Here is a 23,478-nt window from a genome sequence, read left to right as displayed (position 1 = left end):
TTGCCGTTTTCAGCTCTCAGATAGTTTAGCAATCCTGCAAAAGGTGCGCTCACGAACGGTTAAGTCCGGGAAAGTTCTGCCGCAATGGATGTGTCCGAACCTGTCAATCTCACCAATTGTGATCGCGAACCAATCCACATCCCAGGTTCGATCCAACCGCACGGCGCAATGCTCGTTATGGATCAGTCTGGCCAAAATCTCCTTTTTGCTTCTGCTAATATTCCATGCATAACGGGCTATAGAGGGGATTTGATCCCTGGCACCGCCATTTCTTTGATTGTTGGCGAGAAAAATGCGCATGATTTCCGTAACGCCGCCGCCAAAGCGAGAGAGCCGGGCTTATCGTCTGTGGTACTTGGGCTTCGCTTTCCAGGCAAATCCACGCTTTTTGACGCTGTAATCCACACGCATCTGGGAAAGACTTTCGTCGAAATAGAGCCTTGCGCGGATCGAGGGCAAAGTGCTCGTCAGGCACTTGATCTCACGCGTAGCGTCATCCATCGCATTGGTCGCGAGGAAACAGTAGAGAGGGTCGCTGCAACGGGCGCGCGCCTCGTCAGGGCCATGCTGGGTTACGACCGCGTGATGATTTATCAATTTCTCCATAACGGAGCAGGTCGCGTCATCGCGGAGGCAAAATCACCCACGCTTGGCAGCTTCATGGGACAACATTTTCCTGCATCGGATATACCCCTCCAGGCTCGACGTCTCTATCTTGTCAATACAATCAGGATGATTTCCGACACATCCTATCAGCCCGTTGCACTTTGTCCCTCACTTGCAGCAGATGAACCTGCTGTCGACATGTCCTTTGCACAGTTGCGCAGTGTTTCCCCGATCCATTGCCAATACCTGCAGAATATGGGTGTCTCCGCTTCTTTGTCGATTTCGATTGTTGTTGATGGTGAACTATGGGGCCTGATTTCCTGTCATCACGGCAGCCCGAAAGTGACCCCTCTTCCCCTGCGTATAGGAGCTGAACTGTTCGGGCAGTATTTTTCGCTACATATCGCCGATTGTGACAGACGAAAAACACTGCAGATCACAGCCGACGCAAGAACCAAGCTCGACACTATTGTATCGCAGCTGAGTATCAGTGATGAAATTCGCGACAGTCTGGGAGAACAACTCAGCCGGTTTTCCGAACTGGTTGCAGGCAACGGAGCTGCATTGTGGATGAATGGGCAGTGGCTTCAAAGTGGCGATACACTCAACGAACATCAAACGCGCCAACTGCTCAAAGTCGCAGGCGATGACTCTCCGCGCGAGCTTTGGGCAAGCCAGGAAATCAGAACCCACTTGGCCGACTATGCCGGAAGCGTTGCAGGCATACTCGCAATTCCACTTTCCATGGCGTTCAATGATTATCTTGTTCTGTTCCGCAATGAAGAAGCCCACGCTATCGAATGGGCGGGCGAACCGGTGAAAGCCACCGTCGAAACACCTTTCGGTTCCAGATTAACGCCCAGAGGCAGCTTTGACACCTGGCGGGAAGAAGTTCGCGGGCGTTCAACGCCCTGGACCACTACAGATCTCTCAGTAGCGCAGTCGATTGGCACTTACTTACGCGACGTCATCCTTCGGCAAAATGAGCTGTCTGAACAGGAAAGAGCGAAAACCGAACAGCGACGTCGAGTGTTGAACGCCGAACTCAATCATCGCGTTAAGAACATTCTTTCTCTGGTCAAGTCGATTGCGCTTCAGACAGGAGTCAACGCTGCAAATGTTGCTGACTACGCTCAAACGCTTGAAGGGCGATTACGCGCGCTCGCATCAGCACACGACCAGTCTTTGGACGGCGAAAACGGCGGTTCGCTAGCAGATTTGCTCAAAACCGAAGTCAATCTTTATAGTGACACACCCGGTCGCATAACTCTGGAGGGTCCACCGGTCCATCTCGATCAAAGAGCATTTGGCGTTATCGCCATGGTCTTTCACGAGATGATGACCAATGCTGCGAAATATGGCGCGCTTTCGGTTCCGAAAGGACGCCTGGAAATCAGTTGGAAACTGGCAGCATCCGGTGATTGCGAAATATTCTGGAACGAAGCCAATGGGCCATCCGTTACGTGGCCGTCACGAACGGGGTTCGGTAGCAAGCTGATAAGAAATTCTTTCGAATACGACCTCCGGGGTAAAGCCAGGATCGAATACCATCGCGATGGGCTTCAAGCGCAGTTTTCTGTTCCATCTCTATATGTGTCGCAATTCAGCGATGAAGCAATAACGGCAGATATTCCAAAAGACGTTGTCGAGAAAACCCACATGAATGGAATGAAGATTCTGGTTGTCGAAGATCAGAGCCTGATCGCCCTTGATATGGAAAACACCTTACGAAAATTGGGCGCCGAACATATTCATCTTGCCTCCAGTGCGCCAGAGGCATTTGAGATGATTGAACGATCCAAACCCAACCTTGCAATCCTCGATTTTAATCTGGGAGACCGTACTTCGGAGAATATCGCCGAATTGCTTCTAAAGCTGAAAATCCCTTTTCTTTTTACGACGGGCTATAGCGACAGGGTGCTCATCCCCGAAAAGCTTCGCGACATAACCATCGTGCGCAAGCCCATAAGCGATTCTGCAATCGCAGCGGCCATCAACTCCGCTATCGGATAGAGTATTCTAACGGTTTGACGAGATAGAGAGAATTGGAAGGCGATCATCGCCGACGACCAATCCTACCAATAGATTGCCGGTCAAGACTGACAGGGTGGCCGCGAAAATACGCGCCACCCTATTTTTTCCGATAGTCATTGAGCCATCTGTATCCTCGCGGTGGCACTTGTGGCTATCAGAGTTGCTCCAGCGATCGCTGCCACAGCAGAGAACAGCAGACTTCCTGCAGCTCCTTGCAAATCGACGAGCACCCCACCGAGCACCGCACCGCTCGATATCGCTATTTGAAATGTCGTCAGCATCAATGCACCCGCGCTTTCCGCTTCGTCTCCCGCAGCGCGTGTCGTGAAACTTTGTGCGCTTACCGGCACCGCTCCAAACGCTACCCCCCAGATCACTGTTGCCACGATGGCCACAACGGGCACAGAGCCGAAAACGAAAAGCACAATCGTTGCCAATGACAAGCCAGCCGCCGCGATCGCCAAAGACATTCGGGTGCTTCGTTCAGACATAAATCCGCCCAGCAAGTTTCCAAAGAAACCACCGATGCCAAATGCAAGCAATATTCCCGAAATCGAGTCGATACCGAACTGCGGGACATTCTCCAGAAATGGCCGGATATATGTAAAGCTGGCAAAATGAGCGGCAACGACAAAAAGAAGAGTGGTCAGGCCGACCCGAATAACAGGACGGCGTAACACCGCCACGAGCGTACGAATGCTGGCATCGCCAGAAGAAGGCAGCGACGGCACTGTCAAAAGCTGTACGATGAAGGTTACCGCTCCAATAGCCGCTGCAACAAAAAAGGCATAGCGCCACCCGAACGTCGCCCCGATCCAAGCCCCCAAAGGCGCTGCGCACACCGTGGCCACCGACACTCCTGTCATGATCACAGCCATGGCTCTCGGTAGAATCTTACTGGGCGCAAGCCTCATCGCCAATGCAACGGACATTGCCCAGAAGCCGCCCAACCCTACGCCCAGAAGAATTCTGGCCGCGTAAAGGGCTGTCAAACTGTTCGCGAAAGCCGACAAGAGACTGGACAGGATGAGTGCGAAAGTGAGACTCAAAAGAACGTAGCGGCGGTCGAAGCGCCTCGTTCCAATAACGATGCCCGGTCCGGCGAATGCGGCGACGATCGCGGTCATTGTCATTGATTGCCCGGCGGCGCCCACACTCACACCAAGGTCGGCTGAAATCGGCGTGAGCAGACTGACCGGCAAAAACTCAGCGGTTACGAGCCCGAAAACGCCAAGAGAGAGCGAAATTATAGCAGGCCACACCGCCTCCTCAATCCCATCCCGGGATTCATTTCGCGTGTTTATCTTCATGTCCATGGCGAACTCCATTTCCTAAGTTAGGCAGAAAATAGGAGTGACGCCTCGTTGTTTCTATGATAGTAAATCCGAATAACATGACAATTCGTCCAAATATGCCGAGACCACGATGATCGATCCACTTACGGAGATTCTGCGCGGCATAAGACTTGACGGCGTTGAATATGGCCGCTGCCAGCCATGTGCTCCATGGGCAACCCTGTTCCCATCCGGTGAGCCGGCGCGGTTCCACTTTCTTGTCTCGGGTTCAGCCTGGATTCAATCGCCGGACGGCGATTGGCATGAGTTGAGGCCCGGCGATGCCGTCCTCCTCCCGCGTGGAGATGAACATGTGATTGCCAGCAGTCCCGGCATCACACCCGTACCGATCAGCGATTTTCCAAGTAAAAGCGTAGACGGCATCGTCAATGTCGAATGCCCCAACGCCGACGCTCGAAATCTGCTTTTCTTTGCCGTTATGAAATTCAATTTGGACAGATTCCATCCCCTTCTTCAACTGATGCCGGGCTTTATCCGAGCAAACGACTTTGCAATCAAGGAACCTTCCATTCCGTCTCTGCTTGAAAGCATGTCGCGGGAAGCCGAAATGAACCGTGTTGGAGCGTGTGGGATCATGGCACGGCTGGCCGATGTCCTGACCGCAACGATGATACGCAGTTGGGTCGAGCATGGATGCGGTGAGGCAACAGGCTGGCTTGCTGCGCTGCGCAATCATGAAGTGGGTCGGGTACTTGCGGCAGTTCATCTTGACCCCGCGCGCCATTGGTCGGTCGAAGAACTGGCAAGCATTATGGGCGCGTCACGGTCGAGTTTTGCCCAGCGATTTCTTGATATCGTAGGGGAAACCCCTGCCCGTTATGTGGCACGCACGCGTATGCAGCAGGCCCATCAGTGGTTACGTGAAGGCCAGCGCGTCGCCTCCATTGCCAACAAACTTGGTTATGATTCCGAAGCGTCGTTCAGCCGTGCTTATAAGAGAATAATTGGCACGCCTCCTAGTTTTCACCGCCTCGCTTCAAGAGCGTGATGAAGTCATCAAACGGGTTCGAGCTATTCTTAGATAAAAACCCAGAAATTCGGACAAAACCTATGTGAAAATTAAAGCCCAGGAGAGTTGTAGTCAGCTCTCCTGGGCCAGCATTGCCTTCAATATTGTTACATCAGATCAACCGGTTGGCGCGTCGGCCGAAATCACGCCCTTATCCTTCAGGCGTACCCAGAAGGAAGCTGGAATTTCCTGCTCGAACCAATCGACATTTGCCTTCATCTGCTCGCCATTGCGAGCACCCGAAACGACCGTGACCACAGCCGGATGCAGCGTAGGAAAGGCCAGCGCAGCCGCTTGCATGGTAATCCCTTCGGATTCGCATGCCGCTTGGATCTCATCGACACGGCCAAGGAGATCACCCGGCGCTTCAGCGTAGTTGAACTTTCGATTGCCTGCCAGAAGACCGGAGTTGAATGCGCCCGCCACGACGATACCAACGCCTGCGCGGTGGCAACGGTCGAGAAGATCAAGGCTTTCCTGCTCAAGCAAGGTATAGCGGCCAGCGAGCATGGAGACGTCGATGTCAAATTCCTGCATCGCGTCGGATACGACCTGCCATTCGTTGACCCCTAAACCGACGGCCTTTACCAAACCTGCAGAACGCAGTTCTCCAAGCGCCTTGAACCCGCCACCCTTGGTCAGCTGGTCCCAATAGTGTTGATGACGATCGCCGTGGGTGGCGCGACCAATGTCATGAATATACAGAACGTCAGGAGCAAACACTCCAATGCGCTGGCGGCTTGCTTCCAAGGAACGCATGATCGCGTCGTAACTGTAATCATAAGTCGGTCGGAATGGCAGCGGCTCCACATAAGCGTCTTCTTCTGGCCCGACCGTTTCGTCCGGCACCATGATACGCCCAACTTTCGTGCTGATCACATACTCGTCGCGCTTGTACTCCGTGACCATGGTGCCGAGGCGACGCTCTGAACGCGTATAGCCATAAAATGGCGCTGTATCGAAATAACGGATACCAGCATCCCAAGCCGCATCGAAAGCACTCAGAGATTCCTGATAACTCGTCACTCGATAGAGATTACCCATCTGGGCACAGCCGAGACCCATTAGCGTGAACGAGACGTCACGATTGCGCAACTTGCGTTTGTCTGAAACCTTCATGATGAGCCGATTCCCAATCCAACAGAAAAGAGCGCGCGGATATGTTCCGCGCGCCAGCCTTAACTTAGTAAAGAACGTTCTTCGCTTCCGGCTTGTCGACATTGTCCTTTGTGACAACAACGACACCAGTATCGATTGTCTTTTCGACCTTTTCCTTCTTGAGCAGCTTCAGCAGCGTCGCAACGCCTATATCGCCCATCTGGTATGAGCCCTGAACAACAGTTGCAGAGAGTGTGCCGTCCTTGACGAATTCCTGCAGATCCTGGTTCCCGTCGAAACCGATTGCAGTAACCTTGCCCGCCTTGCCTGCCTGCTTGATCGCCCGGCCCATGCCGATTGCGGTCGGCTCATTCGCTCCAAAAATACCCTTCAAGTCACTGTTGGCAGCAAGAACATCGGTCGTCTGGTTAAGCGCAGTGGCCATCTGCGACTGTGAATAATACGGACCGACGATTTCCAGTTTCGAATTGGCCTTAATGTAGTCGGTAAAGCCGCCCACGCGACCGATTTCTGACCCAGCTCCAGCAACATAAGACATAACCGCAATTTTGCCGGTGGTTCCGACCTTGTCGATCAGAGCTTTAGCAGCGAGCTCGCCAGCCTTTTTATTGTCCGTTGACAGGAAGGACTGATAATATTTCTCGGCACCGTCGGCGAGTTGGCTGTCGATGATGACAACCGGGATGCGCGCTTCCCAAGCCTTTTTCACAGCTGGCACGAGCGCATCAGGATCGGAAGGTGCAAGGAGTATGGCGTCGACTTTACGGTTGACTGCATTTTCGACCATATTGACCTGATCGGCGATAGCCGACTCCGATGCAGGTCCCTGGAAAGTCATCGTGTGCTCACCCTTTGCGTTGGCAATGGCAGCATCAGCACCCTTCTGAACGTTCTGCCAGAAGGTCGAATTGACCGTCTTGACGATAACAGCAATTTCACCAGCCGAAGCAGTGGACAATCCGCCAAAGACCATAACCGAAGCGAGAAGCGCAGTTTTGAATTTACCCATTTTTTCCTCCAACTAACCGAACCCGACCGGAGCTCGAAACGGGGGAAGGCCCTACCCTTCCCGTCCTCCTCTTCAGCGGCGATTGCGCAATTGGTCGATCCAAACGGTGACCAGAATGACAAGGCCGATGATGATTTGCTGAGTGAAGGCGGAAACGCCATTCATGTTCAAACCGTTGCGCAAAATGCCGATGACGAACGCACCAATGAAGGTTCCGGAGATCGTACCTACCCCGCCGATTAATGATGTCCCGCCGATAACCGCACTGGCGATGGCATCAAGTTCATACATGACGCCCTCATTCGGCTGTGCCGTAACCAATCGCGACATCAACACACAGCCGGTCAATCCTGCGAGCGTGCCTGAAATCAGATAGGTATAGACGGTTATCCGCGAGACGTTGACGCCCGACAGACGCGCGGCAACAGCGTTGGAGCCAATGGCATAGATATGTCGACCGAACACAGTCCGATTGAGAACGTATGCAGCAATAACCGCAATTAATATCATCAGGACAACGGGATAGGGGATGCCCGGAAAGGTAACGACCGGAAATCCCTGTTCATCGATAGATTCGAACCGGAAGAGCGAACCATTACCCAAAACACCGAAGCTTTCTCCCAATCCCGACACTGCGCGGGCGCCGGTTATCTGCAACGCAACACCACGGGCAATCAGCATCATGCCGAGCGTGGCGATAAAGGGAGGTAACTTCAACTTTATGACAACGAGCCCGTTGATAAGTCCACAAAGCGATCCTGTCAGAATGCCGAGCAGCATTGATATCCAAATGGGCAGCTGTAATTCCTTGACAGCCAGCGCGGCGACAACGCCGGCAAGCGCAAGTACCGAACCAACAGACAGATCAATACCACCGGTGATGATCACATAGGTCGCACCGATGCCAAGCAATGCAATCGAAGTAACCTGAAGCGCAATTGTCATCCCATTGCCGACAGTAAAGAAAGCGCTGCTCGTTGCGGAAAAGATCGCAGCCAGCACGACAAGACTGCCGAGTGCAGCAAACTTCTGAATAATATCCTTTTGCCGTTCACTGAGACGCCGTCCTTTCCCTGCCGGGACTTGTGGCTGCTCTTCCGGTTTGTCGCTGATTACGCCCACCATGCTGATTATCCTTATTCGCCGCGCCGACCACTGCCGGACGCGTAATGCATGATCTCTTCTTGATTGGTTTCTCGCGTCGTGAGCGTCGCAGCGATGCGCCCGCCATGAAAGACCGCGATGCGATCAGACATCCCAAGTACTTCCGGCAATTCAGAACTGATCAAAACGACCGCGATACCACGCGCCGCAAGCTCGTCCATGATCTGATAGATTGCGAATTTCGCTCCAACGTCGATGCCACGAGTCGGCTCGTCGAAAAACATGACCCGCGGCTCACGAAACAGCCATTTGCCAATGATAATCTTCTGCTGATTGCCACCAGACAGAAGGCGAACCGGCTGATCGAGACTCGGCGTCTTGATGTTCAGGAGATCAACATAATGCTGGCTCGCGTCCCGTTGCTGCTTTCGGTCGATGACGCCGAGACTGTTACTGACCGCCTGCATGCGCGCCATTACCAGATTGGCATCGACGGGCATCGCGATGGCCAGACCTTGAGCCTTGCGATCTTCAGACAGGTAAGCGATGCCTGCATCGATCCCGCTACGTGGATCTGATACCTTCAGTTCTCTGCCGTCGAGCATAATCGTGCCCGCATCAAGCGGATCAGCACCGAAAATTGCCCGCGCTACTTCCGTTCGTCCCGCGCCCATCAGGCCGGCAAAGCCGAGAATTTCACCACGACGAATATCAAAGCTTATGTTTTCGAAGACATCGCGTCTTGTCAGGCCTCTCACCGAAAAAATGACATCGTCAGCAGGCTGACGGGTCGGCTCGGGAAACTTGTCTTCCAATGAGCGCCCAACCATTCGCGCAACGATCTCATCGACAGTGAGGTCAGCAAAATCATCGGTCGAGACATATCGTCCATCGCGCAAAACCGTAACACGATCAACAATTTCCTGCATCTCATCCAGCCGGTGCGAGATATAAATAATGCCGGTGCCCTGGCTTTTCAGGTCACGGATCACCTTGAAGAGAAGCTGCGCCTCCTGTTCTGTCAGAGACGAGGTCGGCTCGTCCATAATCAGCACATTTGCGTTCAGGGAAAGTGCCTTCGCGATTTCCACCATCTGACATTGGGCGACCGAAAGCGTTCGCACCTGCACATTTGGATTGATACGAACTCCGAGCCGATCCAAGCAACGCTTGGCATCTGCGATCAACTTCTTTCGATCGACCAGAAAGCCCCGCCGAGGTTCCCGCGCGAGATAGATGTTCTCTGCAACGCTCAGATGTGGCACAAGGTTAAGTTCCTGGTGGATGATGGCGATGCCAGCCGCTTCCGACTCCAGCGTCGAAGCGAACCGAACGGGCGCACCCTTATAGGTGATCGAACCTGAATTTGGCTGGTATACACCGCTGATGATTTTCATCAGCGTCGATTTGCCGGCGCCATTTTCTCCGCAGACAGCATGAACCTCACCGGCGCGCAGATCGAAACTAACGCCCGAAAGAGCTTTCACTCCTGGAAATTCTTTCGATACGTTGTCGAGCTTCAACAGCGCAGGAGCTGTTTCAGATGACTTCTTTGCAGAAAGACCTCTCATCGCGCTCCTCCTCCTAAAGCTCTGACAAAAGTTGCCACTTGATGGGGTAAAATAGAAATTTGGTCAAGCCGCTTTCTCGAAATTTATTAAGAACTGTGTTAGAATGGAAGAAAAGACATCGAAAATGATCACTCTCAGCAATTTTGGTCTTACCAAATGATTGAAACCAGACGTGTCTACCAGCAGATAGCGGATCAAATCCGCGAATTCATCGATGCAAGTTCAGTGGTAGCCGGATCGAGGCTGCCGGCTGAGCGTGATCTTGCGCAGCAACTGGGTATTTCCCGTCCATCGCTTCGCGAGGCGCTAATCGCGCTCGAAATTGAAGGCGTCATTGAAATTCGATCTGGATCCGGCATCTATGTGCGGACTCCCGCCGAAACAGATGTGAACGATCAGTCATTGGGAGAAAGCCCTGTTGAATTAATGCAGGCCCGAGTTTTGATCGAATGTGGTTTGATCGCGCAATGCGCGGCACAAATCAGCGAGCAAGCCTTAACAGAATTGGAAAGCGTTCTTGAAGCAATGACGCGAGAAATCGAAGCCAATCGAAAGCCTGTCGAACACGATAGACAATTTCATATTGGCCTCGCATCAGTGGTGGGAAACAGCGTTCTGACCAATATGGTGATCACGCTTTTCGATGAAAGACACAGCCCGATCTCCGAACGGATGCAACGGCGTACGGAGAGTCCGAATACGTGGCGATCAGCGGTTGAAGAACATCACGCCATCTTAATTGCGTTACGGGCGAAAGACCCTTTTGCGGCGCAAGTCGCTATGCATGCACACCTCACTGCATCCGAGCGCCGATGGGTTGAAGAGTAGCATTGAACTACTGTTGGGAGGTCGAGCCATATAGACTTCAAGGCATCAAATAGGCCAGAGCTTCTTCATAAGAAGCGGCCCTAGATCGAAGAACGGAGCAAAACATCGTCAAACCGCGCCGCCATAGCAGTCTAACCGTGGTGCACAAACGGAATGTGATTGCCAGTCTGAAAACCTGTCTATTTCCAAGAGTTTGACAGAATCAAATTTGCTGCGATCTGAAGCGCATTATTCTCTGGGTGCATTTGTGCTGAAAGTTGGGGAGAAATCCATAACGTTGTGAGTTTGCCATTGAGGAAGTCTCGCCAAGAATAAGCCTGTCCTGCGGTAAATCTTCCAGACTGATAAACGGCCTCGAAAATGCCATGGAGTTCAAGAGTTGACTGCCTCCAAAATAGACACGTAGTTGGCGACGCCACTCCCACCCATATTGAAAACGCCTGCAAGATCGACACGCGGCAACTGCAAAGCTCCTGCTTCACCCACAAGCTGCATGGCCGACATGACATGCATGGAAACGCCTGTTGCGCCCACGGGATGGCCCTTGGCCTTCAGGCCCCCCGAACGGTTGACCGGCAGACGCCCGTCCGCCGTTGTCCAGCCTTCTAGAGCGGCGCGTGCCCCCTCTCCCGGCGCGGCAAGTCCCATAGCCTCGTAGGCTAACAACTCGGCAATGGTGAAACAGTCATGCACTTCGACGAAGGAAAGATCATCAATGCTGACACCAGCATTTTCAAACGCGCCAGCCCAGGCTTGCTCCGCCCCTTCCAGACGGTGAATTTCTCGTTTGGAAAGCGGCATGAAATCACTGACATGCACCGCTGAGCGGAACCGCACAGCGCGTGCAAAACTGCCTGCATTATCATCGCTTGTCAGGACGAGCGCCGCTGCCCCATCAGAAATGGGCGAACAATCCGTTCGACGCAGCGGACCCACGACGAGCGGGTTCTTGTCGCTGACTGTTCGACAGAACTCATAGCCCAGATCCTTACGCATCTGCGCATAGACATTATCGACACCGTTGCGATGGTTCTTGGCCGCAATCTGCGCCAACGCATCGGACTGGTCACCGTAGCGCTGGAAATAAGCCTCGGCGATCCGAGCAAATACGCCTGCAAAGCCAGCCTTTATCTCGTTTTCTTCCCTGCGATAACTCGCGCCAAGCAAAGCGTCGCCAACACTCGCTGTGGTACCGCCAGTCATTTTCTCGGCACCAATAACCAGCACTGTTCGGCCATCGCCGCTGCGGATGAAATTGCGTCCGGCGTGAATTGCCGCACTCCCAGATGCGCAGGCATTTTCACACCGCGCCATCGGCTTGTAACGTAGCTCGGGAAGCGATTGCAGAACCAGACTGGCCGGAAAGTCCTGCTTTGCCATACCATTATTGAACATGCCAATGAAGACGGCATCAATGTCACCAGGCTCAAGACCCGCATCCGCAATGGCCGCACCTGCAACATCCGCGATCAACGCTTCCGCGTCCTTGCCCTCGTGCTTACCGAACGGCGTGTGAGACCAGCCTACAATGAGAGGATTGCTCATTCTCAACTCCTGATGGCGCACCTGTCACGAAGCGCGGCGTTGTACATCCATATCGCGCAGTATCGTCTTGACGATTTTGCCATAGTTGTTCTTGGGCAAAGCGTCGATGAAGATATAATCCTTCGGACGTTTGAACCTTGCGATCCGATCCAGACACAAATTGTCGAGTTCGACGGCCGCTGCTTTGCCGACCACATAAGCAACAACGACTTCGCCCCATTCGGGATCGGGTCGACCGATGACCGACACTTCAGTGACATCTGGATGCACCAGCAGCACTTCCTCAATCTCGCGCGGATAGATGTTGCTGCCGCCCGAAATGATGACGTCCTTCGAACGATCCTTCAGTGTCAGATACCCATCTTCACCAAAGGCACCGATATCACCGGTATGCAACCAGCCCTCTTTCAATGTTGCAGCGCTCGCAGTCTCATTTTGCCAGTATCCGCTCATGACTGTGGGACCGCGCACCAGAATTTCACCCGACATGCCCGCAGGCAGTGCCTTGCCTTCATCGTCGCAAACCATGACATCGACCATGCCAAACGGTGCGCCGACACTGCCCAGTACTGCCCGCCAGTTTGCGCGCGTGCGATCGGCTATCGTCTTGCGATCGAGCACGGTAATGGTCATCGGAGTTTCGCCCTGACCGTAAATCTGGGCAAGGCGCGGCCCAAACGCGTCCAGCGCAGCAATAGCGTCCTCGACATACATCGGCCCGCCGCCATAAATAATGGTGCGAAAAGCCGCCGGATCGGCCTTATCCGCTTCGGCAACCATGCGCTTGACCATTGTGGGGGCCGCGAAGAGCGACATCCGCTGCCAGTGTGCAGCCAATTCGAAAACTTCCTGCGCATCGAAGCCACCGGATTCCGGAACGACATTGACACCACCGCGCAATATATGCGCCATCATGTAGAGACCTGCTCCATGGCTCATAGGTGCAGCATGCAACGTTGTGTCCCCAACCACGGTCGGATCGACCTCCCCCAGATAGGCATAAGACATGGCAGCCAGATTGGCATGGGAAAGACAGGCTCCTTTGGGCTTGCCCGTCGTGCCACTGGTATAAAACAGCCAGGCCATATCGTCGTCGTTTTGTGACGCAAGCGCCAGCGGATCCGATTGCAGAAGATTGCGCCAGTCTTGCCCGCCAAGCGCAACCAGATAACGCATTCGCTGCGGTGCAACGACAGCTATTGCCTCAGCAATATCTCTCGATGCGAGCACGACGGTGGCACCGGAGTCATCAATCGCAAAAGCAATCTCCTGCGCGTGAAGTTTGGCATTGACGGGAACCGCGACAGCCCCCGCCCACCATGTCGCGTAAAGCGCGGTGACATAGTCGGCCTCGTTCTTGGCTGCGATTACAACGCGGTCTCCGGGTTGCAGACCAAAGCGCTGCGCCAATCCGCCTGCCAGACGGGCTGATCGTTCAGCCAGCTCACCATAGGTAGCCACCACGCGACGGCCGTAACCCACAGCTGGCAATGCCGGATTTGCCCGTCCATTTCGGGCAAGCCACGATGCCATGTTCATCGCTGCTTTCTCCCTTCCTTCTCTGGCCTTTGCATCTCAGGCATATTCAGGGCGACGCGGTGTGAACACATCGAGATTGAGCACATCTTCATCACCAATGACCTCCCCCCAGTGAACCACATTTGGTGGAATGACCAGCAGGCCGCCGGGACCGACGATATGTTCTTCCGAACCCACCGTGAAACGGATGGTTCCGGCGAGAATATAGGCGATCTGCTCATTCTCGTGCGAATGCGGCTTCGGCTCGTGGCCCGGTTTCAGCCGGTGGAGCGCGAGCGTGGCGCCCTCACCTGAGAAGGCCTTGCGCTCGACACCGTCGCGCACGAGCGTCCAGGGAATGCTGTTCCAGTCAACTTTATGAATGTTCATCGAAATGTCTCGCATATTTGAGTTCAGCGGGCGCTGCCCAAAAGGCCGGAAGGCCGAATGAACAGAAAGAGCAGCAGGATCGACAGTGCCGCAACATTCTTGAAACCAGCGCCCAGTGACAGGATGGCAAGAGCCTGAACGAGACCAAGCATGATACCGCCGAGGAACGCCCCAAACGGGCGGCCGAAACCGCCGATGATTGCAGCGATGAACCCGGATATCGCAAACGGCACGCCCATGTTGAACGCTGTATACTGCGTCGGAGTAACCAGAATTCCAGCCAGAGCACCCAGCACTGCGCTGAGCACGAAAGCGCCGGTCAGCATTGCCGATACGGGGATTCCTTGAAGCGCTGCTGCTTCGGCATTGATCGAGCAGGCGCGCATCGCTTTGCCAAACCGGGTGCGTTTGAAGAACAGGCCAAGAGCCGCAACGATGAGTAAAGAGCCAGCCATGATCCACAATGACTGATAATTAATCGCTACCCCGCCGATCATGATCGGGGGCAGATCAAGAAATACCGGCAAGGTCTTTGGCTGGTCGTCGACCACCAAAAAAGTCAGCCGCTCAATCACGATCTGTGCAGCAAGCGTCGCGAGGATCATCACGAACATGGCAGCGCTGCGCTTCCAGAGAGGGCGCACCACCAGTCGCTCCAGAAGTGCTCCAACGACGGCCACCACCGCTATCGCCAACACAGCTGCCAGAAAATACGGCAGATGATACTGTTCGAGGAAGATATAGGTGACCATGCCGCCCAGCATCACAAATGCGCCCTGCGCGAAATTGACAATGCCACTTGCATTATAGATGACACAGAAACCAATGCCGATCAGACCATAAACGCAGCCAATGCTGACGCCGCTGATCAGACTTTGAAAAAGCACATCCATCATAAGCTCCTAACCCAGATATGCCGCGATGACGGCCGGGTCTTGGCGCACCGATTCCGGCGTGCCTTGGGCGATCTTGCGGCCATAGTCGAGCACAACCACTTCGTCGGCTATATCCATGACCAGCTTCATGTCATGTTCGATGAGCAGCACCGCGATCCCGTCGGCGGCAATCATACGCACGGTTTCGGCCAGACGTTCGCTTTCTTCGGCGTTGAGACCAGCCGCCGGTTCATCCAGCAGCAGCACACGCGGACGAGCCGCCATGGCACGGGCAATTTCGAGAAGACGCTGCTGACCATAGGGCAAGGTTGCGGCGGGGCTGTCGGCGACAGACAACAGTCCCACAAGATCGAGAAGCGCCTTCGCCTTCTCCTCCACCTCGCGTTCGGATTGTCGTTGCCAGCCGGGGCGCAACAACGCGGCGAACAGGCCGCCTTTCGTCCGCAGGTGGAAACCGACCTTGACGTTTTCCAGCGCGGTCAGATCCTGGAACAGCTTGACGAGCTGGAACGTGCGTACCAACCCCAACCCTGCTCTCGTTTCCGTCCGCAAGTTGGTCACATTCGACCCCAACAAAATGATCTCGCCCTCACTTGGCGGCATGCTGCCAGCGATGAGATTGAAGAGCGTCGTCTTGCCGGCGCCATTGGGCCCAATGACAGCCGTGACACCCCGTTCCGGAACATCAAATGAAACATTATCGACAGCCGTCAGCCCACCGAACCGGCGCGTGGCGCCACGCACTTGCAGGATAGCGTTCATTGCGCCCTCCCCGAGGTTTTTGACGGCGCCTTGCGCGCATCAAGAGACTTAGCCAACCCGACCAGCCCCTTGGGCGCGTAGATGAGAATGATAATCAGCGTGACGCCGTAGGCCAGGTCCTGACTTTCACTCAAGCCGCGGAATATTTCCGGCAAAAGGCTGACGATAAGCGCTCCGATAATCGGCCCAGCAACAGTGCCCAACCCGCCGATATAGATCATCGTGAAAGCGAGCACGACCATATGGAGGCCGAACACCTCCGGGCTGACAAAGCCAACCACATGGACAAAAAGCGAACCCGCAATCGAAGCCAGAGCTGCAGATAGCAGAAAAGAAAGTAACTTGTACCGCGCCACATTAATACCAAGCGCGCTTGCAGCCTCTTCGCTGCCCGCGACAGCTGCAAATGCTCGCCCCACACGCGATTTGCGAATGCGCGACATGGCGAAAGCGACGAGAATTGTCAGCATTGAAAGGGTCAGCAGAATTTGTCTGTCGCTCGCAGCCTCAAACGATCCAATGCCAAGCGGTGGAATGCCCGAAATCCCGAGATAACCTTGCGTTACGGATTCCCATTCGACAGCGATTTCGTAGACGATCAAGCCGATCGCCAGCGTTGCCATCGCGAGATAATGGCCCTTGAGACGAAGTGTTGGAAGACCAATGATACAAGCCGCCACCATAGCAGCGACGAGCCCAAACATCATGGCTGGCAATGGCGCCCATTCATAGGTTGTGGTCAACACAGCCGAGCTGTAGCCGCCGATAGCTGCAAAAGCGCTTTGACCAAAGGAGACCTGAGCCGTCAGCCCCATAAAGACATTGAGACCGGATACAAAGATCGCATAGATCAGTCCGAAAGCGACGATAGTGGAAAGATAGCCGCCGAAAATCACAGCATAGCCGACAATCGCTGCCGACAGCACCCAGATACCGGCGGATGCTGTCAGCCAGTTTCCGAGAAGACCGCTACCGCTGCCCGTCATTGAAGGATCACGCGAAATAATATTGTGCGAGTTCGTCATGAGATTTTACCTCGCGAGGATCAAGTGTGGCGACGATGCGCCCAAGCGAAAGAAGATAAGCACGGCAGGCGAGTTTCAGCGCCAGCGGCGCTTTCTGCTCAACGAGGATGATTGGCAAGCCCTCCGCGGCCAATCGGCCGAGAGTTTCAAGAATCTCCCCGGTTACACGCGGTGCAAGCCCAAGCGACGGTTCATCGAGAAGCAGCACCTTGGGATCGGCCATCATGGCGCGACCGACAGCAACCATCTGTTGCTCGCCGCCGGACATGGAGCCAGCGACCTGCGAAAGCCGCTCCTTGATCCTTGGAAATAGATCGAAGACACGCGTATAGCGACGCTGCAACTCTGCTTTGTCGCGCACCCGATAGGCGCCAAGTTCAAGGTTTTCGAGTACCGTCATTGGACCGAAAATACCGCGCCCCTCCGGCACCAGGACAACGCCTTTAGCCGCCGCACCCACAGGGTCACGCCGCCCAAGCGGGGTACCCATGAACCGGACCTCCCCCTCATTGGGGGTGAGACCCATGATTGCCCGCAACAGTGTCGATTTACCCGCACCGTTCGGCCCGAGGACAGCGACCAGCTCGCCACTCCCAACGGAAAGATCGGCTGACTTGAGCGCCTGAACATGTCCATAATGCGCTTTCAGTCCGCGGGTTTCGAGCACCGGCGCTGCACGGTGCGGCAGCTCAGACGTCATTGCGCGATCCTCACCTTGCCATCGATGATCTGGGCAATCACAAAGGGATTGACGGCAATGCCCTGATGATTGTCGACCGCGAAATTATAGGTGCCTGTTGTGCCTTGAAAATTGGTGATCTGCTCCAGGTTCTGGCGTACCGATGGACCTTCGAAGGACTTACCCTTTTCGATTGCTGCCACCGTGAGCATCACACCGTCCCAGCCACGCGACGCCCAGTTCGGATCGCGATCAGCGAATTTCTTGCGCCACGGATCAAGGAAGGTGCCGATGGCCTGCTTGAGCGGACCGTCCGGGTAGGCTTCGAATACCTGAGACGGCGATGCAACGAAGAAGAACCTGTCACCGAGAACCTCCGCGACTGGCTTGAAGACGGCCAGATCTTCCAGACTGGTCAAAAGCAGCATGTTCGAACCAAGCTGTTTCAGGTTCTTGGCTGCTGTCAGTGTGGTACCGCCAAGGCCAATCTTGATGATTGCACCAGCACCTGCCGCCTGCATCTTGTTCAACTGTACACTGAGATCGGCGTCATCCTGCTTGTAGGCTTCGACACCCACAACTTCGATGCCGTATTTAGCAGCGGCCTTTTCAGCGACGGCCTTCTGCAGCAATGCATAGGGCGTCGGATCATGCAGAACTCCAATCTTGCGGATATCTGTCTTGTCACGCAGATATTCCAGACGTTTTTCGACTTCGAAACCGGCAGGCGGCAAGGTAGTGAATGCCCACTCAATCTCCTTCGGCTGCTTCGGCAAAATGGAGCACAGGATCATCGGTATTTCGCTACGCGCCGTCATGCTCGCAGCCGCAGCATTACCTGCTGAAACGCAACCGCTGATGAAGATGTTCGCCCCATCCGAACTCATCATCTTGCGGTAGACGGTAACGGCATCCTGTGGTTGCGAGCGGTTATCTTCAACAACGACTTCGAGCTTGCGCCCCAATACGCCGCCCTTAGCGTTGACCGTTTCAACCGCTGTTTCAACGCCGTCGCGCCAAGCACGGTCAACAGTTGCAGCATAACCCGTCAGACCCGCCGAAATGCCGATCTTGTATACCTCTTCCGATGCGGCAGGACCTGCAGCGAACGCGCTGAAGACAATCGCTGCGACGGCCATTTTCTTGGATATGTAAGACATGAACTCCTCCCATAAGTTCGTCTGTTATTTCACTCTCTTAACCGTCAGGCAGGCTTGCCGAACCCTCCGCCGCCTGGCGTTTCCAGTACCACCCTGTCATTAGGCTGCATGGTGAGTTTCTTTGCTTCGCTGACCGACTTGCCATTGACGAGGAACCGCCCCGCGGCGCCGTCGGACCCGCCACCAAGCCCTTCCGGTCCCTTGTCGAGCCGGCTCGGCACAGCATTCAGAAGCCATGGCACATCGGTGCGCATGTGGAACCCGATGGTCTGGCCATCGCCACCGCGCATACGTCCTGCTCCTCCCGAACCCCGGCGCAGTTCTTTGCGGTCGAAGACAATCGGCATTGCTGCTTCGAGAATTTCTATCGGAACGGCGGCGACGCCGGTCGGATAGCATGTGGCACTGGGTCCGTGCTTTTCGGCGCGCGCGCCCATCCCGCCGGAATAATTGAACATCGACGAGGTAAACGCCTGCCCTGCATCGTTGCGACCCTGGATCTGGATCGTCCAAACGGCGCCCGATCCTTCGGCGAGTACCTGGGTTGGAATGACCTGATAGAGCGCCTTCAAAATCGGCATCGGCACATACATACCAACAACGTGGCGCGCGTTGACGGGAGCCGGATAGCTGCAATTCACGATGGAACCTTCCGGGGCGCGGATTTCAATCGGCGCCAGTGAACCGGAATTATTCGGAAGTTCGGGATTGAGGCAGCTGCGGATGGCGAAAGTCGAGTAGGCGTGGGTATAGTTCAACACCACATTAATACCCGTCGCTGTCTGCATCGAACTACCGTCGAAATCGACAATGATGTTGCCTGCATCCGGATCAACGGTCACGGCAGTCTTTAGCGTGATAACCTCGCCACCGGGGACATCAAACTGAGATTCGCCGTGATAAGTGCCCCCCTTCAACTTGCGGATAGCCGCGCGGGTGGCTTCTTCGGAACGAGCGATGATTTCATCCGACAACATCTCGATATCATCAACGCCCTGACGCTCGCACAGTGCGATCAGATGCTCGGCGGCAGCCTGACCACTTGAAACCTGTGCGGCCAGATCGCCAAACACGGCATCAGGCGTGCGAACATTACGGCGGATCATAGCCTGCAAGACAGGATTCATCACGCCACGCTCATAGAACTTGAGCGGTGGAATCCACAGCCCTTCTTCATGCACGTCACGGGCGCCAGCGCCAATGCCATAGCCCCCGATATCGGTGTGATGGATGGTCGAGCCGATATAGGCAATAAGGCGCTCACCATTGAAGATCGGCGTCAGGATCGTGATATCGAAGAAATGCCCTGCTGAAAGCCACGGATCGTTCGTGATAAGCACATCGCCCGGTTCACACCGACCACTGAATTCACGTACAAGATGCTGTCCCGCAAAAGCGAGCGAATTGATATGGCCCGGTGTGCCGGTATTGGCTTGCGCCACCATGCGCCCGCGCTGATCGAACAGCGCGCAGGCTAGATCGCCAGCCTCACGGACGATAGGGCTGAATGCGATACGTTGCAGCGCCTTTGCGCGTTCGGTGACAATTCCGATCAGATTTGACCAGAGAATCTCAAGTTCGATGCCGTCCACGGTTCTTCCTCCCAACCGTTGCGCTGGCTCTGGCATTGCCCGTCAAGGCGCCAGAGACCAGAGCGTCAATTCCTCAAGCCTGTGCTGCTTTCCTGGTCGCAACGATGCATCCAAATGCATCAATTGTTGCGACCCAGTGCGGCGGAATGGCTGTCGTGGTTTCGCGTTCCTCGATGATCACCGGGCCATCAACAACCTGCCCAACGGCAAGATCGCTGCGCTCGTAAACCGCCACCATCTCACCGTCCTGCCAGGCATGGACCGGGCGGAAACCCTTCGGCTCGCCAGCTGCGCTGGCTGGTTGACCAGCGGGGTGAAAGTGGATCGCCGGACCGTTGACGGTAATGCGCCAGCTGACGACCTCTACAGGAACGTGCGATGGATTGACCCCATAGAGCGTGCGATAGGCTTCCGAGAACAGTGCCTCAATAGACTGTGTATCGTGTGTCTCGCGCGGATCCTGATCGAACGTGACGGTGACTTCGTGCTGTTGTCCGAAGTAACGCAGATCTGCACCGACGTGAATTTCAACATCAGCGGCCGCGCAACCGGCTTCCATGAGCGCCATGCGGCCCTCTTTTTCCAGTTCGCCCAGGAGCTTTTGCGTACGGTCCCAGTCGATTGCATCGAGCCGCACGAGATCACTGCGAACGAGATCAAGACGCAGCGGCGTCACCAGCGTTCCAAATGCGGAAAGTACACTGGAGCGCGGGGGCACAATCACTGACGCGCTTTGCAAAAGCTCAGCAACGCCGCAGGCGTGCAGCGGACCAGCGCCGCCAAAGGCAAATAACGGTAAACCGCGATAGTCGACGCCCCGATCAGTTGCGTGCGCTCTGGCGGCTGAAGCCATGGCTTCCGTAACCACGCGATAGATGCCGCGCGACGCCTGAACGGGGGTTGTTCCCAGACCGTCGGCAAGCTTTTGCATCGCCCGTTCGGTGGCTACGCGATCCAACTGCATTTCTCCACCGAGGAAATTCTCCGCATCGATGAGGCCGAGCATCAGATCGGCATCGGTTACGGTCGCATTCGCTCCACCCCGGCCGTAGCAGGCGGGGCCCGGATTGGACCCGGCACTCTCCGGACCGACCTTCAGCAGGCCCAGTTCATCGACATGCGCAATGCTGCCACCACCGGCACCGATTTCAATCAGGTCAATTGAAGGCACCGTGACCGGCAGACCGCTGCCTTCCTTGAAGCGATAGCGACGATCCACTTCAAACAGACCAGTCACCAGCGGCGTCCGGTTTTCAATCAGACACGCCTTGGCCGTCGTACCGCCCATGTCGAAGGACATAAGCCGGTCGATACCGAGTACCTCAGCGTAATGGCAGGCAGCGAGTGCGCCGGCGGCAGGTCCGCTCTCGATCATGCGCACTGGGTTGCGCCCCGCAGTCTCCGCGCCGACAACTCCGCCCGAGCTGAGCATGATCAGCGGTGTATTGCCAAATCCCTCATCCCGCAGCCGGTCGCTTAGCCGACGCAGATAGGGCTGCGAGATCGGCATGGTGTAAGCGTTGACGGCGGCCGTTGATGCACGGGGATATTCACGGATCTGCGGAGCGACATCGGACGAGGTGCAGATGAACACATCATTGAGCGACCGCGACAAACGTGCAGCCACATGCGCTTCATTGGCTGCATTGACGAAAGAGTTGAGGAAACAAATAGCAACCGATTGCGCACCGCTCTTGCGAATTTCGGAAGCAAGCGCCTCAATTTCTGCATCGGAGGGCATTTCGGCGATTGATCCATCGGCAAGCGTGCGCTCCTTGATGCCGAAGGTGAGTTCCGGTGCGACCAGCGGCTCAGGAAACTCAATCTGCGGATCATACATGTCGTAACGATGCTCGTTACGGATCGACAATACATCGCGGAACCCCTCAGTCACGACAAGCGCAGTTGGCGGGCCCTTCCGCTCGATCAGCGCATTGGTGACCACCGTTGTCGCATGCACGATGACACCATCAATCGCATCGGACGAAATGCCAGCTTTTTTCAATACAGCGTTGACGCCACCGAAGAACCCGCTAAGCAGATCTTCATGCGTAGTCAGGGTTTTGTCGACCGACAGACGACCGTCAGAGTTACGAAGCACGATATCGGTGAATGTTCCGCCGATATCCACTGCAAGCGAATAAGTCATTATTGTTCTCTCCATCCCAAACGTTCCGAGATCCGACGCGCCGTCGCTAGGACCTCACTGACCTGTGCATCTTCCGGTGGAGCACCGATGAATTGCGTCGAGCCAACAATGGCGACGGAGCCGGTGATTTCTCCACGGTGATTGAATACGGGCGCTGCCAACGCATTAACCGCAGTCAGAAGTTCATCGGCAGCGATAGCCCAGCCCTTGGCGTGAACTTCTGCGGCTTCTGCCCGCAACCGAGCCGGATCGGTGATCGTCTTCGGAGTCCACACATGCAAAGGCGCAGCCAGGATCTGGTCCATCAAGGAGGCTGCACCAAAAGCCAGCCAGACCTTGCCATGCGCCGTGGCATGGACGGACAATTCCGTGCCAGGCCGCGTGCCGAACTCAATCACGGTACGTCCGTGCAGCAGGTCCAGCACAACAAGCTTGTTGTCGACCAGACCGCAGATCGTCACCGCTTGGCCGGTGCGTTCGCGCAAAGCCGAAAGCTCGTCGCGCGCTGCTGTCGCCACCTGAAAACGGTTGCGCACCGCTTCGCCCAGCATCAGCAGCTTAATACCCGCTTCATAACGGCTGGTTTCCGGGTCCTGACGCACGAAATCATGGCGCTGCAGGGTAACGAGATGCCGATAAACCGTAGCCTTGTTTGCAGAAAAAGCCTTCGCGATCTGCGCCAGCGTCATCGGCTGATCTTGCCCCGAAAGGAACTCCAATACGCGCAAGGCCATATCGAGCGTGCTGGTGCCAGCACCAGCCTTCCCGGTTTTGCCGGAAGCCTCATCCATTTTTTCATCCCCAGTCGTTTCAAATAATGAAACATTGTTTTATTTATTTAAATGATTGATTGAAACCGTCAAACTGTCAAGAGGCTTTAGAAATACTTTGTTGTTAGACGCAGATATGCCCAGCCGCCCCATTTTATATGGGCACAGCAGGGCCTGATGTTGACGAGTTAGATGTCAGAGAGCCCTATCTTCACGACCAACTATGCGTCGAACCAGTCCGTCCGGTTTCGAAGGTCGCAGAAAAAATAACCGTTATGGTGCTAGAAAAATCTCTATGACAGTTTCTGACCTTCGCCTCAGTTGTTCCCAGCCATCCCTAAAAGCGACAAAGCGGAC

19 protein-coding genes are annotated in these 23,478 nt (G+C 55.1%); 3 read left to right on the top strand and 16 right to left on the bottom strand.

What is annotated here, in order from left to right; genetic code table 11:
* Positions 1–84 precede the first annotated feature (84 nt).
* Entirely contained in the window at positions 85–2,619 is a 2,535-nt protein-coding gene (locus FHW00_RS19310) for an HWE histidine kinase domain-containing protein (protein WP_078340012.1), read from the top strand.
* 134 nt (positions 2,620–2,753) lie between these two features.
* On the opposite strand, the gene FHW00_RS19305 is transcribed toward FHW00_RS19310, so the two are convergent.
* Complete coding sequence (locus tag FHW00_RS19305) at positions 2,754–3,956, bottom strand: MFS transporter (protein WP_078340011.1); 1,203 nt, start codon at positions 3,954–3,956, stop codon at positions 2,754–2,756.
* A 109-nt stretch (positions 3,957–4,065) separates the two neighbouring features.
* On the opposite strand from FHW00_RS19305, the gene FHW00_RS19300 reads away from it, so the two are divergent.
* Entirely contained in the window at positions 4,066–4,983 is a 918-nt protein-coding gene (locus FHW00_RS19300; protein WP_078340010.1) for an AraC family transcriptional regulator, read from the top strand.
* 138 nt (positions 4,984–5,121) lie between these two features.
* Here FHW00_RS19300 and FHW00_RS19295 read toward each other — a convergent pair whose 3' ends face one another.
* From FHW00_RS19295 to FHW00_RS19280, 4 genes are all read right to left on the bottom strand, one after another.
* Positions 5,122–6,123: an aldo/keto reductase gene (locus tag FHW00_RS19295; RefSeq protein WP_078340009.1), complete on the bottom strand. Its 1,002-nt coding sequence runs from the start codon at positions 6,121–6,123 to the stop codon at positions 5,122–5,124.
* A 64-nt stretch (positions 6,124–6,187) separates the two neighbouring features.
* A complete protein-coding gene (locus tag FHW00_RS19290) occupies positions 6,188–7,132 on the bottom strand; it encodes an ABC transporter substrate-binding protein (RefSeq protein WP_078340008.1) in 945 nt (314 codons plus the stop codon).
* A gap of 72 nt (positions 7,133–7,204) precedes the next feature.
* Positions 7,205–8,257 carry an ABC transporter permease gene (locus FHW00_RS19285; RefSeq protein WP_078340007.1) on the bottom strand — a complete coding sequence of 351 codons (1,053 nt, stop codon included), beginning with the start codon at positions 8,255–8,257 and terminating at the stop codon, positions 7,205–7,207.
* Positions 8,258–8,268: 11 nt separating this feature from the next.
* On the bottom strand, positions 8,269–9,807 hold the full coding sequence (locus FHW00_RS19280; protein ID WP_078340006.1) for a sugar ABC transporter ATP-binding protein: 1,539 nt from the start codon (positions 9,805–9,807) through the stop codon (positions 8,269–8,271).
* Between the two features lie 156 nt (positions 9,808–9,963).
* Here FHW00_RS19280 and FHW00_RS19275 point away from each other — a divergent pair, with 156 nt between their 5' ends.
* Positions 9,964–10,635, top strand: a complete 672-nt coding sequence (locus FHW00_RS19275; protein ID WP_078340005.1) for a FadR/GntR family transcriptional regulator — start codon at positions 9,964–9,966, stop codon at positions 10,633–10,635.
* A 372-nt stretch (positions 10,636–11,007) separates the two neighbouring features.
* Here the strand turns inward: FHW00_RS19275 and FHW00_RS19270 are convergent, their stop codons facing one another.
* The 11 genes from FHW00_RS19270 to FHW00_RS19220 all read right to left on the bottom strand — a co-directional run bounded on the left by FHW00_RS19270 (position 11,008) and on the right by FHW00_RS19220 (position 23,142).
* A complete protein-coding gene (locus FHW00_RS19270) occupies positions 11,008–12,180 on the bottom strand; it encodes an acetyl-CoA acetyltransferase (protein ID WP_078340004.1) in 1,173 nt (390 codons plus the stop codon).
* A gap of 24 nt (positions 12,181–12,204) precedes the next feature.
* On the bottom strand, positions 12,205–13,719 hold the full coding sequence (locus tag FHW00_RS19265) for an AMP-binding protein (RefSeq protein WP_078340003.1): 1,515 nt from the start codon (positions 13,717–13,719) through the stop codon (positions 12,205–12,207).
* Between the two features lie 36 nt (positions 13,720–13,755).
* Entirely contained in the window at positions 13,756–14,088 is a 333-nt protein-coding gene (locus FHW00_RS19260; protein WP_078340069.1) for a cupin domain-containing protein, read from the bottom strand.
* A gap of 23 nt (positions 14,089–14,111) precedes the next feature.
* Positions 14,112–14,984, bottom strand: a complete 873-nt coding sequence (locus FHW00_RS19255) for a branched-chain amino acid ABC transporter permease (protein ID WP_078340002.1) — start codon at positions 14,982–14,984, stop codon at positions 14,112–14,114.
* A 6-nt stretch (positions 14,985–14,990) separates the two neighbouring features.
* On the bottom strand, positions 14,991–15,746 hold the full coding sequence (locus tag FHW00_RS19250) for an ABC transporter ATP-binding protein (RefSeq protein ID WP_078340001.1): 756 nt from the start codon (positions 15,744–15,746) through the stop codon (positions 14,991–14,993).
* Complete coding sequence (locus tag FHW00_RS19245) at positions 15,743–16,771, bottom strand: branched-chain amino acid ABC transporter permease (protein ID WP_078340000.1); 1,029 nt, start codon at positions 16,769–16,771, stop codon at positions 15,743–15,745. The genes FHW00_RS19250 and FHW00_RS19245 overlap by 4 nt, the downstream gene beginning before the upstream one ends.
* Positions 16,740–17,471 carry an ABC transporter ATP-binding protein gene (locus FHW00_RS19240; protein WP_078339999.1) on the bottom strand — a complete coding sequence of 244 codons (732 nt, stop codon included), beginning with the start codon at positions 17,469–17,471 and terminating at the stop codon, positions 16,740–16,742. The genes FHW00_RS19245 and FHW00_RS19240 overlap by 32 nt, the downstream gene beginning before the upstream one ends.
* A complete protein-coding gene (locus tag FHW00_RS19235) occupies positions 17,468–18,610 on the bottom strand; it encodes an ABC transporter substrate-binding protein (RefSeq protein WP_078339998.1) in 1,143 nt (380 codons plus the stop codon). The genes FHW00_RS19240 and FHW00_RS19235 overlap by 4 nt, the downstream gene beginning before the upstream one ends.
* Before the next feature lie 44 nt (positions 18,611–18,654).
* Positions 18,655–20,202, bottom strand: coding sequence for a hydantoinase B/oxoprolinase family protein (locus FHW00_RS19230; protein ID WP_078339997.1), 1,548 nt, complete (start codon positions 20,200–20,202; stop codon positions 18,655–18,657).
* Positions 20,203–20,275: 73 nt separating this feature from the next.
* A complete protein-coding gene (locus FHW00_RS19225; protein ID WP_078339996.1) occupies positions 20,276–22,351 on the bottom strand; it encodes a hydantoinase/oxoprolinase family protein in 2,076 nt (691 codons plus the stop codon).
* Positions 22,351–23,142 carry an IclR family transcriptional regulator gene (locus FHW00_RS19220; protein ID WP_078339995.1) on the bottom strand — a complete coding sequence of 264 codons (792 nt, stop codon included), beginning with the start codon at positions 23,140–23,142 and terminating at the stop codon, positions 22,351–22,353. Before FHW00_RS19220 ends, FHW00_RS19225 begins: the two co-directional genes overlap by 1 nt.
* Positions 23,143–23,478: the final 336 nt, after the last annotated feature.

It is taken from the genome of Ochrobactrum sp. P6BSIII (genome assembly GCF_014138065.1).
In the GTDB taxonomy this organism is placed as follows: Bacteria; Pseudomonadota; Alphaproteobacteria; order Rhizobiales; family Rhizobiaceae; genus Brucella.
Note: the sequence above shows the minus strand (reverse complement) of the source record. Positions and strands in the feature narration are given on the sequence as shown.

Coding starts and splice junctions, on each gene's coding strand:
- FHW00_RS19310 (WP_078340012.1), top strand. CDS start 85: ATGGATGTGTCCGAACCTGTCAATCTCACCAATTGTGATCGCGAACCA.
- FHW00_RS19305 (WP_078340011.1), bottom strand. CDS start 3,956: ATGGACATGAAGATAAACACGCGAAATGAATCCCGGGATGGGATTGAG.
- FHW00_RS19300 (WP_078340010.1), top strand. CDS start 4,066: ATGATCGATCCACTTACGGAGATTCTGCGCGGCATAAGACTTGACGGC.
- FHW00_RS19295 (WP_078340009.1), bottom strand. CDS start 6,123: ATGAAGGTTTCAGACAAACGCAAGTTGCGCAATCGTGACGTCTCGTTC.
- FHW00_RS19290 (WP_078340008.1), bottom strand. CDS start 7,132: ATGGGTAAATTCAAAACTGCGCTTCTCGCTTCGGTTATGGTCTTTGGC.
- FHW00_RS19285 (WP_078340007.1), bottom strand. CDS start 8,257: ATGGTGGGCGTAATCAGCGACAAACCGGAAGAGCAGCCACAAGTCCCG.
- FHW00_RS19280 (WP_078340006.1), bottom strand. CDS start 9,807: ATGAGAGGTCTTTCTGCAAAGAAGTCATCTGAAACAGCTCCTGCGCTG.
- FHW00_RS19275 (WP_078340005.1), top strand. CDS start 9,964: ATGATTGAAACCAGACGTGTCTACCAGCAGATAGCGGATCAAATCCGC.
- FHW00_RS19270 (WP_078340004.1), bottom strand. CDS start 12,180: ATGAGCAATCCTCTCATTGTAGGCTGGTCTCACACGCCGTTCGGTAAG.
- FHW00_RS19265 (WP_078340003.1), bottom strand. CDS start 13,719: ATGAACATGGCATCGTGGCTTGCCCGAAATGGACGGGCAAATCCGGCA.
- FHW00_RS19260 (WP_078340069.1), bottom strand. CDS start 14,088: ATGAACATTCATAAAGTTGACTGGAACAGCATTCCCTGGACGCTCGTG.
- FHW00_RS19255 (WP_078340002.1), bottom strand. CDS start 14,984: ATGATGGATGTGCTTTTTCAAAGTCTGATCAGCGGCGTCAGCATTGGC.
- FHW00_RS19250 (WP_078340001.1), bottom strand. CDS start 15,746: ATGAACGCTATCCTGCAAGTGCGTGGCGCCACGCGCCGGTTCGGTGGG.
- FHW00_RS19245 (WP_078340000.1), bottom strand. CDS start 16,771: ATGACGAACTCGCACAATATTATTTCGCGTGATCCTTCAATGACGGGC.
- FHW00_RS19240 (WP_078339999.1), bottom strand. CDS start 17,471: ATGACGTCTGAGCTGCCGCACCGTGCAGCGCCGGTGCTCGAAACCCGC.
- FHW00_RS19235 (WP_078339998.1), bottom strand. CDS start 18,610: ATGTCTTACATATCCAAGAAAATGGCCGTCGCAGCGATTGTCTTCAGC.
- FHW00_RS19225 (WP_078339996.1), bottom strand. CDS start 22,351: ATGACTTATTCGCTTGCAGTGGATATCGGCGGAACATTCACCGATATC.
- FHW00_RS19220 (WP_078339995.1), bottom strand. CDS start 23,142: ATGGATGAGGCTTCCGGCAAAACCGGGAAGGCTGGTGCTGGCACCAGC.